Origin of the sequence: Micromonospora halotolerans (genome assembly GCF_032108445.1) — a bacterium.
GTDB lineage: Bacteria > Actinomycetota > Actinomycetes > Mycobacteriales > Micromonosporaceae > Micromonospora > Micromonospora halotolerans.
The window spans coordinates 2,493,635-2,508,816 of sequence record NZ_CP134876.1 but is presented as its reverse complement, the minus strand read 5'-3'; the positions used below and the strand labels follow the sequence as shown (position 1 = coordinate 2,508,816).

Below are 15,182 nucleotides of genomic sequence, written 5' to 3'. Positions count from 1 at the left end.
GCGAGAGGGCCCGCACCGAATGTCGGTGCGGGCCCTTCCGTCGTGCTGTGTGGTGTCAGCCCTTGACCACGTTCAGGTCGAACTTGGCGCTCACCTCGGGGTGCAGCCGGATGCTGACCGGGTAGGCGCCGAGCGACTTGATGTGGCTGGGCAGCACCAGCCGACGACGGTCCAGGGTCGGGCCGCCGGCCGCCTTGACGGCGTCGACGATCTCGGCCGGGGTGACCGAGCCGAAGAGCCGCCCGCCGTCGCCGGCGCGGGCCTTCAGGTTGACCTTCAGACCCTCGATCTGGGCCTTGACCTCGTTGGCGTGGTCGAGGTCGCGGATCTCGCGGGCCGCGCGGGCCCGCTGGATGACCGTGACCTGCTTCTCCGCGCCCTTGGTCCAGGCGATCGCGAAGCCCTGCGGCAGCAGGTAGTTACGGCCGTAGCCGTCCTTCACCTCGACGATGTCGCCCGGGGCACCGAGGCCGGACACCTCCTGAGTCAGGATGATCTTCATGTCGGTGCCTCCTCTCAGCGGGCCGTGGCCGTGTACGGCAGGAGCGCCATCTCGCGGGCGTTCTTGACCGCACGGGCGATCTGCCGCTGCTGCTGCGAGGTAACGCCGGTCACCCGCCGAGCGCGGATCTTGCCGCGGTCGGAGATGAACTTGCGCAGCAGCGCGGTGTCCTTGTAGTCGATGTAGGTGATCCCGTCCTTGTCGAGCGGGTTCACCTTCTTCTTCGGCTTGCGAAGTGCCGCAGCCTTGGCCATTGCTCTTGCTCCTGGTTTGCGATCGCGGGCGCTCGGCGCCATTAGAACGGGGGCTCCTCGTCGAAGTTTCCGCCGCCCGAACCACCGCGCGAGGGAGCCGGTGCAGCCGAAGCCCAGGGGTCGTCGAAGTTGCCTCCGCCGCCACCCTGGCCACCACCACCACCGAAGCCGCCGCCACCGCCGCCCGAACGGGACATCTTCTGCACCTTCGCCGTGGCGTAGCGCAGTGACGGGCCGATCTCGTCGACCTCCAGCTCGATGACGGTGCGCTTCTCACCCTCGCGCGTCTCGTACGACCGCTGACGCAGCCGGCCGGACACGATCACCCGGGCGCCGCGCTGCAGCGACTCGGCGACGTTCTCGGCGGCCTGCCGCCAGACCGTGCACGAAAGGAAGAGCGGCTCGCCGTCCTTCCATTCGTTGGTGGTCTTGTCCATGAACCGGGGCGTCGAAGCGACCCGGAACTTGGCGACCGCCGCACCCGACGGGGTGAACCGCAACTCGGGGTCATCGGTCAGGTTGCCGATGACCGTGATGGTGGTGTCTCCTGCCATGACCATCTCCTCGCGCACTCATCAGATCCCGCCGTACAGGCTCTCAGAGCCGTACGACAGAGCCGATGAGGCTGATCCGGGCGAACCGGGATTGAATGCTTAGCGCATCTCCGGCCGGATGACCTTGGTGCGCAGCACCGACTCGTTGAGTCGGAGCTGACGGTCCAGCTCAGCCACGGCCTCCGGCGATGCCTGGAGGTCGATGACGGCGTAGATGCCTTCGGCCTTCTTGTTGATCTCGTACGCGAGGCGCCGGCGGCCCCACACGTCGGTCTTCTCCACCGAGCCACCCGCGGTCCGGATCACGTTCAGGTACGTGTCGAGCGACGGGGCGACGGTGCGCTCCTCGAGGCTGGGGTCGAGGATCACCATGACTTCGTAATGACGCAAGACGTGCTCACCTCCTGTGGGCTAAGCGGCCACGGTCCTTCCGTGGCAGGAGGTCGTGCGTCGCTGCCGTGACCGGTGCCGGGGGAACCCGGCCGGACGCGGACAACCGGACCAGGATACCCGGTCCCGACGATCATGCCCGGCCCGGTCGTCCACCGGGTCCGGGCGCGGTGACAGGGGCCCACCTTCGGCGTCGCGCGCCGGAAGGTGGACCCCTGTCCACGGGGCCGCGGGGCGTCCCGTCCGCATTCCTTGGGTGGGACCTGGGGAGGAACGACCACACCGATGAGGTTGGATCGAGGACGCCCCGCGGAGCTTTATCGTGTTGTTACCTGGTCTGACCATACAACGGCTCTCGTCACCTCTTGGGGGAAATGGAGGAATTCGCCGGACTGGTTCGGTGGCCAGTCTTCGGGTCTGACGAGCGGGGATCCCGCCCCGTCGTGCCGGGCCGCACGGCGGGGCGTCCCGTTACCGGGGGCCTCCGCTTCGCCGTACGCGCTGTGGACCCGCGTCCGGCCGGAGCGTCGACCATCGATCCCACCTCGGACAACGACCACCGGGCCGGCTGGTGACGCGATCCGTACCACGGAACCCCCGCGCGCGGGAGCCCCGCGCGTCGGAGGCGCGACGTAGGCTGCCCTGCATGCGAATCGGAGCCCACGTCGATCCGACCGACCCGCTGGCCGAGGCGGCCGCCCGGGAGGCCGAAGCGGTGCAGTTCTTCCTCGCCGACCCCCAGGGCTGGAAGGCCCCGAAGCCGCGGGAGGACGCCGAGCGCCTGCGGGCCGCCGACGTCGACCTCTACGTGCACGCGCCGTACGTCATCAACGTGGCCACGCTGAACAACCGGATCCGCATCCCCAGCCGCAAGCTGCTGCTCGGCCACGCCGCCGCCGCGGCGGCGGTCTGCGCCAAGGGTCTGATCGTGCACGGCGGCCACGTCAACGCCGGTGACGACCTGGCCGTCGGCTTCGACAACTGGCGGAAGACCTTCGCGTACGCGGCGGACTCGGGCGGCTTTCCGCTCCCGATCCTCATCGAGAACACCGCCGGCGGCGACAACGCCTGCGCCCGGCACCTGGACGCGCTGGCCCGGCTCTGGGACGCGCTCGGCGACTACGAGGTGGGTTTCTGCCTCGACACCTGCCACGCGCACGCCGGGGGCGAGGAGCTGCTGGGGCTGGTCGACCGGGTGAAGGCGATCACCGGCCGGATCGACCTGATCCACGCGAACAACTCCAAGGGCACGTTCAACTCCGGTCAGGACCGGCACGACAACCTCACCGGCGGCACCATCGACCCGGAGCTGGTGGTCGCGGTGATCCGGGCGGCGGGCGCGCCGGTGATCGTGGAGACACCGGGCGGCGTCGAGGGTCAGGCGGCCGACATCGCGTTCCTGCGCGGGCAGCTGGGCGCGACGGCATGACCACCGAGCAGTCCGACGCGACCGGCGGCCGGGCCGACAGCGACCCGGCGCCGGCCACGGGCGACAGCGCCTCCGGCGCGAAGCCGGAGGCCACCGAGGTGGCCGGAACGGACGGCGCGGCCCGACCCAACGGCAAGGCCAGGACCGGCCGCAAGGCCAGGAACCGCGACAAGGCCGGAAACAGCGACAAGGCCGGGACGGCGAAGGCCGGGACCGACAACGAGGGCGGGACCGACAAGAGCGGGACCGACACGGCCGGGACCAACACGGGGACCGGCAAGAGCGGACCCGAAAGCCGGGCCGGGACCGACGGCGAGGCCGCGCCAGGCGCGGCTGGGAAGGACGGCAGGGCCGAGTCGTCCGGCGCGGGGAAGGACGACGAGACCGGGGCCGGCGGCACGGACGGGGACAAGCCGGCCGATCCCTGGACGGCGTTCGGTCCCGCGCCCGATCCCGTGCTCAGCCGGCCCCGCCGGGCGGTCCGCGCGGTCGGCCGCTCCCTGGTGCACGAATGGACCCTGGCCGCCGTCGCCTCGCTGGCGCTGGCCGTGCTGATGACCTGGCCCACGCTGCGCTACCCGCGCTACACGCTGCCGCAGGACTACTGGGACCCGAGCCTCCAGTCCTGGCAGCTGGCCTGGTCCGGCCACATCCTGCTGACCGACCCGGCGCAGCTGTGGAACTCGAACACGTTCTTCCCCGAGTCGTGGAGCTTCGCCTTCTCCGACACCCTGCTCGGGTACGCCCCGGCCGGCATGATCGGGGTCGGCCCCGAGGACGCCCTGCTGCGTTACAACATCATGTTCGTGCTGGCGCACGCGCTCGCCACGTTCGGGGCGTACGCGCTGGCGCGGCAGCTCGGCGCGGGCCGGATCGGCGGCGCGGTGGCCGGGGCGAGCTACGCGTACGCCCCGTGGCTGCTGGCTCAGGCCGGGCACCTGCACGTCATCTCCAACGGCGGCATCCCGCTGGCGCTGGCCATGCTCGCCCGCGGTCACGGCTGGTCGCTGCGGCACGGCTACCGGCCGCGGTGCCGGCACGCCGGTTGGGCGTTCGCGGGGTGGCTGGTGGCCGCCTGGCAGCTCAGCCTCGGCTTCGGCATCGGGCTCCCGTTCGCGTACCTGCTGGCCGGCATCGTGCTGGTCTCGGCGGTCGTCTGGTTCGCGCGGCGGCGCCGCGTGACGCGTCCGTTCGGCTGGCGGCTGTTCCTGGCCGACCTGCTCGGCGGGCTGGTCTTCGCCGCGGTGGGCGCACTGCTGGCCGTGCCGTACTTCACGGTCGCCGAGCAGCACCCGAACGCAGCCCGGACGTTGGGCGAGATCCAGCTCTACTCGCCGCCGGTCAGTGGGTTCTTCACCGCCCCGGCGGAGTCGCGGGTCTGGGGTGAGCTGCACGAGGGCGCCCGGGCCGTGCTGCCCTGGCATCCGGAGATGACGTTGCTGCCCGGCTTCGCGCTCTACGCGCTGGCCGCCGGCGGGCTCTTCTTCTCGGTCTGGCGGGTCCGCCACCGGCTCTTCCTGCTGGCCGGGGTGCTCGTGACGGTGGCCCTGGCCATGGGCACCCGGTTCTTCGACGGCCGGTTCACCTACGTGCCGCTCTTCGAGCACCTGCCGGGCTGGAACGGATTGCGTACCCCGGGCCGGATGATGCTCTGGACGACGCTTCTGCTCGGCCTGCTCGCGGCCGGCGCGGTCACCGCGTTCTGCGCCCGCGTACGCGAGCTCGCCGCCGAGCGGGTCCCGCCGTGGCCGGGCCCGTGGCTGCGACTGGCCACCCTCGTGCCGCTGTTGCTGGTCGTGGTGGAGGGGTTGAACGTGACGCCGCATCCGGTGGTGCCGCAGCAGCCGGCGGTGATGCGGACGGTGGACGGGCCCATGCTGGTGCTGCCCAGCAGCCAGAACCTGGACCAGCCGGTGATGCTGTGGTCGACCGACCGGTTCCAGCGGATGGTCAACGGCGGCAGCGGCTTCACTCCGAACTCCCAGGCCCAGGTCCGCGACGCCACGGTCAGCTTCCCCGACTTCGGCAGCGTCGACTACCTGCGGAAGCTGGGCGTGAAGAACGTGGTGGTGCTCCGCGACCGGCTCGGCGGCACCCCGTGGGAGGGGATGCTCGACCGGCCGGTCGACGGGCTGGGCGTGACCCGGGAAGAGGTCGGCGACGCGGTCGTCTACCGCCTCTGACCGGTGCCACCGGTCAGGCGGTGACCGCCCCGGCGGGGTGATCGGCGGCGGCGCCGTGCCGCCAGCGCTGGTACCAGGGCGCGTCCTGTGTGCCGTCGAGCACCCCGCCGTCCGGGTCGTCCGCGTAGGTGTCCCGCACCGCGTCCCGCTCGGGACGCAGGATGTCCCGGATCACGAACCCGCAGAGCACCGCGACGGTGATGAGGCGCAGGCTGGCGGCCAGCACGAAGACGCCCTCGGGGAAGACCGGCCGGGTGGTGGCCGCCCCGAGCAGCTCGCCGTAGAAGGCGGCGAAGTAGCAGACCTCCGCGAACTGCCAGGCCAGGAAGGCGCCCCAGCGGGGGCGGGCGAGCACCGCGAGCGGCAGGAGCCAGAGCACGAACTGCTGGGACCAGACCTTGCTGAAGATCAGGAAGGCGGCGACCACCAGGAAGGCCAGCTGGGCGAGCCGCGGGCGACGCGGTGCGAGCAGCGCCAGCGCGGCGACGCCGAGGCAGGCCAGCCCGAAGAGCAGGTACGACAGCCAGTTGAGGGTGGAGATGTGCGCGTTCAGCCACTCGAAGGGCCCGAGGTCGCCGGGCGCGGAGGGGCTGATCCTGCCGTCCAGGTAGCGGCCGATGTACCAGAGCGTGCCCCAGTCGATCGGCCGGGTGGTGTTCAAATCGAAGAAGCGTTCCCAGTTCTCCCGGTAGGGGATCGCCACCGGCAGGTTGACCGCGATCAGGGCCACCGCGCCGGTGGCGGTGGCGGTGAGCGCGGCCCGCAGGCGGCCGGCGCGCAGGGCGAGCACGAGGATCGGGCCGAACAGGAAGAGCGGCCACATCTTCGCCGCCCCGGCCAGGCCGAGGAGCACGCCGGCGGTGGCGGGGTGGCGGCGCGCCCAGGCCAGCAGCCCGAACGCGGCGAGCCCGACGGCGAGCAGATCCCAGTTGACGGTGGCGGTGAGCACGAGGGCCGGTGAGAGCGCGAAGAGCGCCGCGTCCCATGGTCGTCGGCGGCGCAGGCTGAGGATGACCGCCACGGTGGCGACGGCGAGCGCGCTGAGCACCAGCGCGTTGAGGTTGTAGAACCACTGCCCCTGGTTGATGCCGGGCCGGTCCACGCCGAGGGCGTGCACCGGCAGCCCGATCGCGCCCATGAAGTAGCCGGTGAGCACCGGGTACTCCACCGGGTGGTCGGCGTAGGGGACCTTGCCCTCGTTGAGCCCTTCGGCGTAGTAGAGGGCCAGCACGTCGGTGTAGCACATCCGGGTGTACTGGACGTTGTTCTGCCATGCCCCGTCCTGGCAGGGGGACTTCTGCACCCAGTGCAGGGCCAGCGTCAGGCACACCAGGGCCAGCACGATCCGGGCCGCGGTCCAGAACCGGCCCTCCCGGCCGGGGGGCCGGTCCAGGGCGACGGCGTGGTCACCCAGCGGGCCACCGATCAGCTCGCTGGCGCCGCGGACGAGGCCGTCCGAGCGGGACGGATGGTCCACGACGGCGCCGGGTCGCGGCGCGGCCTCGGACGCGCCGGACCGGAGGTGCGGATCGGAGCCGTTCTCGTCGATGCCTGCCGTCGACTGGGTGCTCATGGAGAGGCATCCTGCCGTACGCCGGGCCCCGCCGTCCCGCCTCGCGCGCACAAATTCCGCCACGCGAAACGCCGACGGCGGCCGGACCAGGTGGTCCGGCCGCCGTCATGAGGCCGTGGGCGTCAATACGTCTGGCGGGTGGGTGGTGTGCTCGGTAGCAGACCACCGCCGCGGCCGCCGCGGCCGCCGGTGTCGCCCGGCCCCGGCGGGACACCCGGCCCGGTGTTGCCACCGTTGTTGCCGCCCGGGCAGAACAGGCCCAGCGGGTCACAGCCCGGCCCACCCGGCTGGCCCGGCACCGGCACCTCCGGTGGCGGCGCCGTGCCGTTGCCGGCGTCGTCCTTGCCGACGTGGGCGGCCGGCGGGAAGTCCGCCTTCTCCTCGCCCTTGAGCGCGTCGTTCATGAAGCGCTGGAAGATCGCGCCGGGCATCTTGGCACCGCTGATCTTGTTGCCGTCGTCGTCCTCGATCGCCTTGCGCGCGCCCTTGTTGCCGACCCAGACGGCGGTGGCGAGCTGCGGCGTGTAGCCGATCATCCAGGCGTCGCCGTTGGCCAACGGGTCCTTCGGGTCGCCGAGTTCCCAGGTGCCCGTCTTCTCGGCGGCCTTGCGGCCGTCGTCGAGCCGGCGGTTCACCTGGCCCGGGTACTGCTCCAGCACGGAGGTGACGTCGGCGACGATGTCCTTGTCAATGCGCCGCTGCGGCTTGAGCTTCTCCCCGCCGACCGTGTCCCACTTGCCGGTGTCCGGGTTCTGCTTCTGCACCAGCTTCACGAAGTGCGCCTTGTTGTAGACGCCCTGGTTGGCGAAGGTGGCCACGCCGTTGGCGTGGTCGAGAACCGTGATCGGGTACTGGCCGTAGCCGATGACGTTGAAGAAGGGCGATGGCGCCAGGTCCTTCGGGTCCGCCTTGGTGAGGTCGTACGCCTTGGCGGGGTTGGTGTCGGTGCGCCACATCGTGGTGACGCCGGCCTGCTTGGCCATGTCGAGCACCTTGTCGGGACCGATCTGCTCGGTGATGTAGTAGAACGGCACGTTCAGCGACTTGAGGGTTGAGATCTCGAGGGTGCAGGAGTCGCCGCAGGACACCTTGTCGGCGCCGGCGTTGCTGACCTTGAACTTCGTGTCCTTCGGGGTGAACGCCGAGCCCTTCCACCGCGACTTGATCGAGATGTCCGCCTTGAGTGCCGCCGCCAGGGTGTAGATCTTGAAGCTCGATCCCGGCGAGTGGCCTCCGGAGAGCACCCCGTTGTCCACGTTCTTACCGGCATAGTCGGTGCCGGTGCCGTTGTCCCCGCCGTAGTAGGCGCGCACCGCCCCGGTCTTCGGGTCGATCGACACCACGGCCGCCATCAGGTTCGTCGGCTGCTTGTACAGCTCCGAGCCCTTCTTGGCCCGCTGGGCGGCGTCGAGCGCCGCCTCCTGCATCTTCTTGTCGATGGTTGTGGTGATCTTGTAACCGCCCCGGCTCAGCGCCTTCGCGCAGAGCGGCTTCTTCTCGGTGACCTCGGCCTCGTTGTCGGTGCAGAGGTTCATCTCCCGCAGTTCCTGGGAGACGTAGTTGACGATGTTGCCGTACGGGGTGTCGATGCCGAACCCGCCGCCGTTGTTCTTCGACGGCTTCTGCAGCGTCTTGGTCGGGTACTCGGTGGGGTGCGGCGGCATTTTCGGCGCGTCGAGCCACTTTTCGGCGATCATGCCGTTGATGACGTAGTTCCACCGGTCCAGCGCGTCCTGCTGGTTGATCGCCGGGTCGTAGCCCTTGTGCGTGGCGCTCGGCTCGGGCTGCTTGATGAGCGCGGCGAGCACGGCGGCCTCCGCCACGGTCAGCTTGGAGACGTCCTTCTTGAAGTACGTCTGCGCCGCGGCCTGGATGCCGTAGGCGCCCCGACCGAAGTAGATGACGTTCAGGTAGTGCTGCATGATCGTCTTCTTGTCGTACCGGTCGTTCAGCTTGGAGGCGAGGATCGCCTCCTTCACCTTGCGGCCGTACGTGTCCTGGTTCAGGTTGTCGAAGGCGTTGCGGGCGTACTGCTGCGTGATCGTCGAGGCGCCCTGCTTGTCGCCGCCGCTGATGTTGTTCCAGGCGGCCCGGGCGATGCCCTTGTAGTCCACACCGGAGTGCCGGTAGAAGTTCCGGTCCTCGGCCGCGGCGACGGCGTGCTGGACGTGCTCCGGGATCTGGTTGATGGTCACCAGCTGCCGGTTCTGGTCGCCGATCTTGGCGATGGCCGTCTTGCCGGTCTTGTCGTAGATGGTGGTCGACAGCGGCGGGATGGTGTCCTCGGGAAGCAGCACCTTCTGCGAGTACCAGGTGAAGCCGACCACGCCCATGCCGGCGAGCATGATGAAGACGGCGAACCCGGCAATCATCATGTTGATCCGGCGGCGCTTCTTCGCCCGGGCCCGCGACGCGGGGTCGTCCCCGCGGCCACCGCGGCCCCCGCGACCCGGGCCGGTCGGGCCGCCCGGCCCACCGGGGCCGCCACCGGCCATGCCGGGCACCCCGGCGCGGGCCACCGCGGCCCGGCCACCCACTGCCGCCGAACCGAAGCTCGCCCGCCCGGCCGCGCCGACGCTCGCCGCGCCGACCGAGGCACGCCCGGCGGGGCCGGCCGGGGACACCGGCACGGAGGCCCGCCCGGAGCCGGCCCGCCCCGATGCACCGCCGGGCGCCGGCGAGACCGGCACCGAGGCCCGTCCCGCACCGGCCCGGCCAACCGAGGCCGAGCCCGCGGCGCCACGAGATGTCGGGGCCGCGCCGCCGACCGAGGCCCGCCCACCGGACGCGGAGCCGCGCGGCGTCACGGAGGCCCGGGCCGAGGCAGCGCCGTCGGACCCGGAGGACCAGCCGTTCCCGTGCGGGCTCCCGGGAGAACCGGGCTCGCCGTTCGGGCCCGGGATCTGGGCCCGCCCACGCGAAGAACTGGAATCGCCGTAGTTCATTCCTCACACCCTGCCGGTCGCGGTGGGGCGCGGGCGCGCCGCCACCGGGTTGCCGTGAGATGGAACACGAGACGCTACACCCCTGGAGCGCCCGGGCGCAGGCGTCAAATCCGACCTATTCGGATCTATCAGACCTAATGGCTGTCGGTCGTCCCGCCCTGGGGTCGGGCCGGAATCGAGCGGGACAGCCAGGTTCACCGTTGCGCCTCTCGCCTTCGCCGAGGGGTGGAGCTGGTCGCGGTCCCCTGCTCCACCGTGTCGTCCGTGCCGCCGGCCAGCCCGTCCCGGCCGAGCAGGAACTGCTCGACGAGATGGTTCCAGTCGCAGCCGGGGCACACCTCCACCACGAACACCTGGAACTCACGCAGCGTCATGGCCAGGACCGGCAACTCCGCCCGGGTGCGCGCCTGGCCGGCCGACTGCTTGAGTTCGTCGCCGTAAATGTAGTGGACGTGGATGAGGTTCTCACTGCGGCAGATCGGGCAGCGCTCGTCGGTGGGCTCGCCGTGAAAGCGGGCGGCGTTCTTCAGGTACGGCGAGGCATCGCAGACGTCGTAGGTGCCGATCCGCCCGGTGAGGAGTTCACGCAGCACCGCTCGCTTCTGGAGCGAGTAGTCGACGACCTGGCGCTGCGTACGCATGCGGGAAAGGGTACGCGGTCCGGCGGGGTGAGGCGACCATCGTCACGATCCGTGACGGCAGAACCTCGGAATCGAGGGTTTGCCCTGATCATGCGTCTCCGCTAACGTGCGATGTATCGGTTCGATACATCGCGGCGGTTACCGCTCCGCGCCGGGGGTAAGAAGGGATGGCCCGTGCTCGAGTTCGCCATCCTGGGTCTCCTGCAGGAGGCTCCGATGCACGGCTACGAGCTGCGCAAGGAGTTGACCGCCAAGCTCGGCGCGATCCGGGCGGCGATCAGCTACGGCTCGCTCTACCCGACCCTGCGCCGGCTGCAGGCGGCGGGATGGATCACCGAAGCCGCCGAGACACCCGCCACCGCCGAGGAGGTTCCCGCGCTGACCAGCCGACGCGGTCGGGTGGTCTACACCATTACCGCCGAGGGCAAGGAACGCTTCGCCCAGCTCATAGCGCAGGCTGGACCCGAGACGTACGACGACACGGGCTTCGGCGTGCACTTCGCGTTCTTCGCCCGGACCGACCAGGCCACCCGGCTCCGGATCCTGGAAGGTCGTCGTCGAAAGATCGAGGAGCGTCGCGAAGGCCTTCGTGACGTGCTCGGCCGGGCGGCCGAGCGGCTCGACGCGTACACCCTGGAACTGCAACGCCACGGGCTCGACGCCTGTGAGCGCGAGGTCCGCTGGCTGGAGGAGCTCATCGCCAACGAGCGCTCCGGCCGGGCCCCGACGGTCCCCCAAACCGGGACGGCCGGCGGCCGAGGAGAAAACGACAGCCCGCCCCCGCCTGGAGAGTCCAGGACGAAGCGGCCGTGATGAAAGAAGAAGGAGGCAGACGTTATGGGCTCCGTCCGCGTCGCCATCGTCGGTGTGGGTAACTGCGCCTCGTCCCTCGTGCAGGGCGTGGAGTACTACCGGAACGCCGACCCGAACGACCGCGTCCCGGGTCTCATGCACGTCACCTTCGGCGACTACCACGTCTCCGACGTGAAGTTCGTCGCGGCGTTCGACGTGGACGCCAAGAAGGTGGGCATGGACCTCGCCGAGGCCATCGTGGCCAGCGAAAACAACACCATCAAGCTGTGCGACGTGCCGCCGACCGGCGTCACCGTGCAGCGCGGCCCGACCTTCGACGGTCTCGGCCAGTACTACCGCGAGATCATCGAGGAGTCGGACGCCGAGCCGGTCGACGTGGTCCAGGCGCTGCGCGACGCGCAGGTCGACGTGGTCGTCTCCTACCTGCCGGTGGGCTCCGAGCAGGCCGACAAGTTCTACGCCCAGGCCGCCATCGACGCGGGCTGCGCGTTCGTGAACGCCCTGCCGGTCTTCATCGCCTCCGACCCCGAGTGGGCGAAGAAGTTCGAGGACGCGGGCCTGCCGATCGTCGGTGACGACATCAAGAGCCAGGTCGGTGCCACCATCGTGCACCGCGCCCTGGCGAAGCTCTTCGAGGACCGCGGGGTCGAGCTGCTGCGCACCTACCAGCTCAACTTCGGCGGCAACATGGACTTCATGAACATGCTGGAGCGCAACCGCCTGGTCTCGAAGAAGATCTCGAAGACCCAGTCGGTGACCTCCCAGATCCCGCACGAGATGCAGAAGAGCGACGTGCACATCGGCCCGTCCGACCACGTGCCGTGGCTGGACGACCGCAAGTGGGCGTACATCCGCCTGGAGGGTCGCTCCTTCGGTGACACCCCGCTGAACGCCGAGCTCAAGCTCGAGGTGTGGGACTCGCCGAACTCGGCCGGTGTCATCATCGACGCCGTCCGGGCCGCGAAGATCGCGCTGGACCGGAAGATCGGTGGCCCGATCCTCTCCGCCTCCTCGTACTTCATGAAGTCCCCGCCGAAGCAGTACGCCGACCACGACGCGCACGCCGCCGTCGAGGCGTTCATCGCCGGCGAGGTCGAGCGCTGACGCGCTGAGCACACCGAAGGAAGGCCGGGTCCGCGCGGACCCGGCCTTCCTTGTTCGGGTACGTCAGGACCAGGCGTGCCGCAGCGCCACGGCCGCTTCCAGTTCCAGCAGGGTCACCTTGCGCGGCAGCCCGCCGCCGAAGCCCACCAGCTTGCCGCCCGCCCCGACGATCCGGTGGCAGGGCACGATCACCGGGATCGGGTTGCGGTTGCAGGCGACCCCGACCGCCCGGGCCGCGCCCGGGTCCCCGACCGCCTTCGCCACCTCGCCGTAGGTCTTCGTCTCCCCGTACGGGATGAGGGTCATCTCCCGCCAGACCGCGCGCTCGAACTCCGAGCCACGCGGCGCCACCACCGGCACGGTGAACCCGGTCAGCTCACCGGCGAAGTACGCCCGCAGCTCGGCCACCGCCCGCCGGGCGACCTCGTCGCCGGGTTCGTCGGTCGCCGACGCCACCCGGCCGAAGTGCGCCCCGCGCACGGCGTCGGAGTCGGTGCCGACGGAGAACTCCCCGATCGGCGAGTCGAGCACGGTCCAGCGCATGTCGCCCATTGTCCCGCGCGACGAGGCAAAGTTCCTCCCGCCCCGGGCGTCTGAGCTACGGAGGTGGGCGGTGGCAGAGGTCGACGGGGAGTTCACCGCGTTCGTCAACGAACGGGGAGCAGCCCTGCTGCGCGTCGCGTACGCGCTGGCCGGGAACCAGCACGCAGCGGAGGACCTGCTCCAGAACGCGCTGGCCAAGGCGTACGCCCGCTGGCCGCGCATCCGCGGCGACGCCGAACCGTACGTGAAGCGGATCCTCTACCACGACCAGGTCTCCGGATGGCGGCGCCGGGCGCGGCGCCCCGAGGTGCCGCTCGCGGAGCTGCCGGAGCAGGCGGCGGCCGGCGAGGACAGCGACCTGCGGCTGCTGCTGCGGGACGCGCTGCGGGCGCTGCCGCCCCGGCAGCGGGCCGTGCTGACCCTGCGCTACCTGGAGGACCTGAGCGTCGAACAGACCGCGGCGCTGCTCGGCTGCCGGGCCGGCACGGTGGCCAGCCAGAGCGCCAAGGCGCTGGCCAAGCTTCGTCAGCTGGTACCGGGCCTGGACGAACGGACCAGCCGAGCGGAGGTGACCCGATGAGCACGTCGCTGGACGAGACCCTCCGGGCGGCCGTACGCGAACTCGCGGACGGCGCCGGCCCCGCCCCGGACCTGGCTGCCCGGGCGCTCGGCCGCGGTCGCCGGCTGCGCCGCCGGCGCCGCGTGGCCGCGGCCGGTGCCGCCCTGGTCGCGGTCGTTGCCGTCACCCTGCCCTTCGTGCTGTTCCGGCCCCGGCCGGCCCCGCCACCGGCGACGCCACCGGTGACGGTCACCCCGTCGCCGGCGATGCGGCCCACGCCCGGCGCGGACTGGGCCGGGAAACCCCTGGTGCTGCCCGGCGACTGGGTGGTGACCCGGGCGCAGGTGGCCGGCGGGTCGGGCAGCGGAATGCTGCTGGACCGGGGCCGCGGCCGGTACTTCGCCACCGACCGCTACGACGGCATCTTCCCGGCGCCCACCGGCTCGCTCGTCGCGGTCCGCGACGACGACCGGCCCAGAGAGATCGGTCTGTTCGACCTGGCCAGCGGAAAGACCCGCTGGTACGAGGTGGGCCGGGCGCTCTCCGTGCCGCGCTGGTCGCCGGACGGGCAGCGGCTGCTGTTCACCACCCACCAGCTGGACCACTTCGGCTTCATCGTGCTGCACCTGGACGGCACGAGGCGGGCCCACCCGGTGGGTCCCCTCGGCTGGCCGTGCGCGGACACCTGCGAGTTCACCTGGATGCGGGACGGCCGGGAGGTGGCGCTGACGCTGAGCAAGCGGCGCTCGGAGAGCTGGCCCCGGGATCTCGCCAAGGGCGTACAACTCCTGTCGGTCGACGACGGCCGGCCCACCCGCCTGGTGACCATGCCCGGCGGGCCGGCCGGTCCGGATGCCTGGTCGCCGGACGGAAAGTTCGTGGTCGTCCAGGGCCTGACCGAGCCGCTGCTCGTCGAGACGGCGACCGGCCGGGTGGTGAACCCGCTGCCCGCCGCCGACGTCGTCTGGGTCACCGGCGACCGGCTGCTCTACCGGCGGCCGTACGGGTCGCGGGACTTCGTGCTCGCCGATCCGTCCGGCCGGGAACTGGTCCGCCAGCCACTGCCGAAGCAGCTGGTCGATCTTGAGGTGAGTGTCGCTCCGCGCTGACCGTTCGGCGGTCGTTGATGTTGCACGGCATCGATACCGTGCAGGTCGTGGCCACGGGGACGCTCATCTTCCTGATCATCGGCGGGGTCGGGGTCGGGGTGCTGACGCTCGCCCTGCTCGGGTCGGGCGTGCTGCACCTGGGTCATCCGGACGTCGACGGGCCGGTTTCGCTGGAGGCGGTCGCCGGGTTCACCGGCGCGTTCGGCTTCGGCGCCGCGATCGTCAACGAGCTGCTCGGTGGGCGTACCCCCGGAATGATCGCGGCGGCGGTGGGCGGCGGCGCGCTCGCCGCCGTGCCCACCGGCTGGCTGGCGGCCCGGCTCAGCCGCGCGGCCCGCAACATGCGCACGGACGCCACGCCGACGCGGGACGACCTGGCCGGCGCGATCGGCCTCGTGGTGACCCCGGTCCCCGCCGGCGGCTACGGCGAGGTCCGGGTACGCCTCGCCGGCCAGCCGGTCAAACTCAACGCCCGCGCCGACCATCCGATCCCGGTCGGCGCCCGGATCTTCGTGGTCGAAGCGCTCAGCGAGACCAGCGTGCACGTCGAGACCTACTGACCCCCCAGCACAGACGGGAACTC

15 protein-coding genes are annotated in these 15,182 nt (G+C 71.2%); 7 read left to right on the top strand and 8 right to left on the bottom strand.

Translation table 11 applies throughout. From position 1 onward, the window contains the following. Positions 1 to 55: 55 nt before the first annotated feature. The 4 genes from rplI to rpsF form a co-directional block, all read right to left on the bottom strand. The gene (gene rplI / locus RMN56_RS11870) at positions 56 to 502 is read right to left on the bottom strand and encodes a 50S ribosomal protein L9 (protein WP_151460617.1); all 447 of its coding nucleotides are present in this window, start codon (positions 500 to 502) and stop codon (positions 56 to 58) included. A gap of 14 nt (positions 503 to 516) precedes the next feature. Further along, entirely contained in the window at positions 517 to 756 is a 240-nt protein-coding gene (rpsR, locus tag RMN56_RS11865; protein WP_007073789.1) for a 30S ribosomal protein S18, read from the bottom strand. Positions 757 to 797: 41 nt separating this feature from the next. Further along, entirely contained in the window at positions 798 to 1,328 is a 531-nt protein-coding gene (locus tag RMN56_RS11860; RefSeq protein WP_313723854.1) for a single-stranded DNA-binding protein, read from the bottom strand. An 81-nt stretch (positions 1,329 to 1,409) separates the two neighbouring features. Beyond that, a complete protein-coding gene (gene rpsF / locus RMN56_RS11855; RefSeq protein WP_046563719.1) occupies positions 1,410 to 1,700 on the bottom strand; it encodes a 30S ribosomal protein S6 in 291 nt (96 codons plus the stop codon). A gap of 646 nt (positions 1,701 to 2,346) precedes the next feature. Here rpsF and RMN56_RS11850 point away from each other — a divergent pair. After that, the gene (locus RMN56_RS11850; protein ID WP_313723853.1) at positions 2,347 to 3,129 is read left to right on the top strand and encodes a deoxyribonuclease IV; all 783 of its coding nucleotides are present in this window, start codon (positions 2,347 to 2,349) and stop codon (positions 3,127 to 3,129) included. Continuing rightward, the gene (locus RMN56_RS11845; RefSeq protein ID WP_313723852.1) at positions 3,126 to 5,312 is read left to right on the top strand and encodes a hypothetical protein; all 2,187 of its coding nucleotides are present in this window, start codon (positions 3,126 to 3,128) and stop codon (positions 5,310 to 5,312) included. The genes RMN56_RS11850 and RMN56_RS11845 overlap by 4 nt, the downstream gene beginning before the upstream one ends. 13 nt (positions 5,313 to 5,325) lie before the next feature. On the opposite strand, the gene RMN56_RS11840 is transcribed toward RMN56_RS11845, so the two are convergent. From RMN56_RS11840 to RMN56_RS11830, 3 genes are all read right to left on the bottom strand, one after another. Then, positions 5,326 to 6,885: a glycosyltransferase family 87 protein gene (locus RMN56_RS11840; protein ID WP_313723851.1), complete on the bottom strand. Its 1,560-nt coding sequence runs from the start codon at positions 6,883 to 6,885 to the stop codon at positions 5,326 to 5,328. A gap of 122 nt (positions 6,886 to 7,007) precedes the next feature. Beyond that, the gene (locus tag RMN56_RS11835; RefSeq protein ID WP_313723850.1) at positions 7,008 to 9,830 is read right to left on the bottom strand and encodes a transglycosylase domain-containing protein; all 2,823 of its coding nucleotides are present in this window, start codon (positions 9,828 to 9,830) and stop codon (positions 7,008 to 7,010) included. A gap of 194 nt (positions 9,831 to 10,024) precedes the next feature. Further along, positions 10,025 to 10,471: a DUF5318 domain-containing protein gene (locus tag RMN56_RS11830; protein ID WP_313723849.1), complete on the bottom strand. Its 447-nt coding sequence runs from the start codon at positions 10,469 to 10,471 to the stop codon at positions 10,025 to 10,027. A gap of 174 nt (positions 10,472 to 10,645) precedes the next feature. On the opposite strand from RMN56_RS11830, the gene RMN56_RS11825 reads away from it, so the two are divergent. After that, on the top strand, positions 10,646 to 11,284 hold the full coding sequence (locus RMN56_RS11825) for a PadR family transcriptional regulator (RefSeq protein ID WP_313723848.1): 639 nt from the start codon (positions 10,646 to 10,648) through the stop codon (positions 11,282 to 11,284). 24 nt (positions 11,285 to 11,308) lie between these two features. Next, positions 11,309 to 12,388 (top strand): inositol-3-phosphate synthase, encoded by a 1,080-nt coding sequence (locus RMN56_RS11820; protein WP_091264990.1) that lies wholly within the window; start codon positions 11,309 to 11,311, stop codon positions 12,386 to 12,388. Between the two features lie 63 nt (positions 12,389 to 12,451). Here the strand turns inward: RMN56_RS11820 and RMN56_RS11815 are convergent, their stop codons facing one another. After that, positions 12,452 to 12,931 carry a methylated-DNA--[protein]-cysteine S-methyltransferase gene (locus tag RMN56_RS11815; protein WP_313723847.1) on the bottom strand — a complete coding sequence of 160 codons (480 nt, stop codon included), beginning with the start codon at positions 12,929 to 12,931 and terminating at the stop codon, positions 12,452 to 12,454. 70 nt (positions 12,932 to 13,001) lie between these two features. Here RMN56_RS11815 and RMN56_RS11810 point away from each other — a divergent pair, with 70 nt between their 5' ends. From RMN56_RS11810 to RMN56_RS11800, 3 genes are read left to right on the top strand one after another with little or no spacing between them, the layout of a single operon-like run. After that, complete coding sequence (locus RMN56_RS11810) at positions 13,002 to 13,511, top strand: SigE family RNA polymerase sigma factor (RefSeq protein ID WP_313723846.1); 510 nt, start codon at positions 13,002 to 13,004, stop codon at positions 13,509 to 13,511. Then, positions 13,508 to 14,599, top strand: a complete 1,092-nt coding sequence (locus RMN56_RS11805) for a TolB-like translocation protein (RefSeq protein ID WP_313723845.1) — start codon at positions 13,508 to 13,510, stop codon at positions 14,597 to 14,599. Before RMN56_RS11810 ends, RMN56_RS11805 begins: the two co-directional genes overlap by 4 nt. 17 nt (positions 14,600 to 14,616) lie before the next feature. Beyond that, positions 14,617 to 15,159, top strand: a complete 543-nt coding sequence (locus tag RMN56_RS11800) for an NfeD C-terminal domain-containing protein (protein ID WP_313723844.1) — start codon at positions 14,617 to 14,619, stop codon at positions 15,157 to 15,159. Positions 15,160 to 15,182 lie beyond the last annotated feature (23 nt).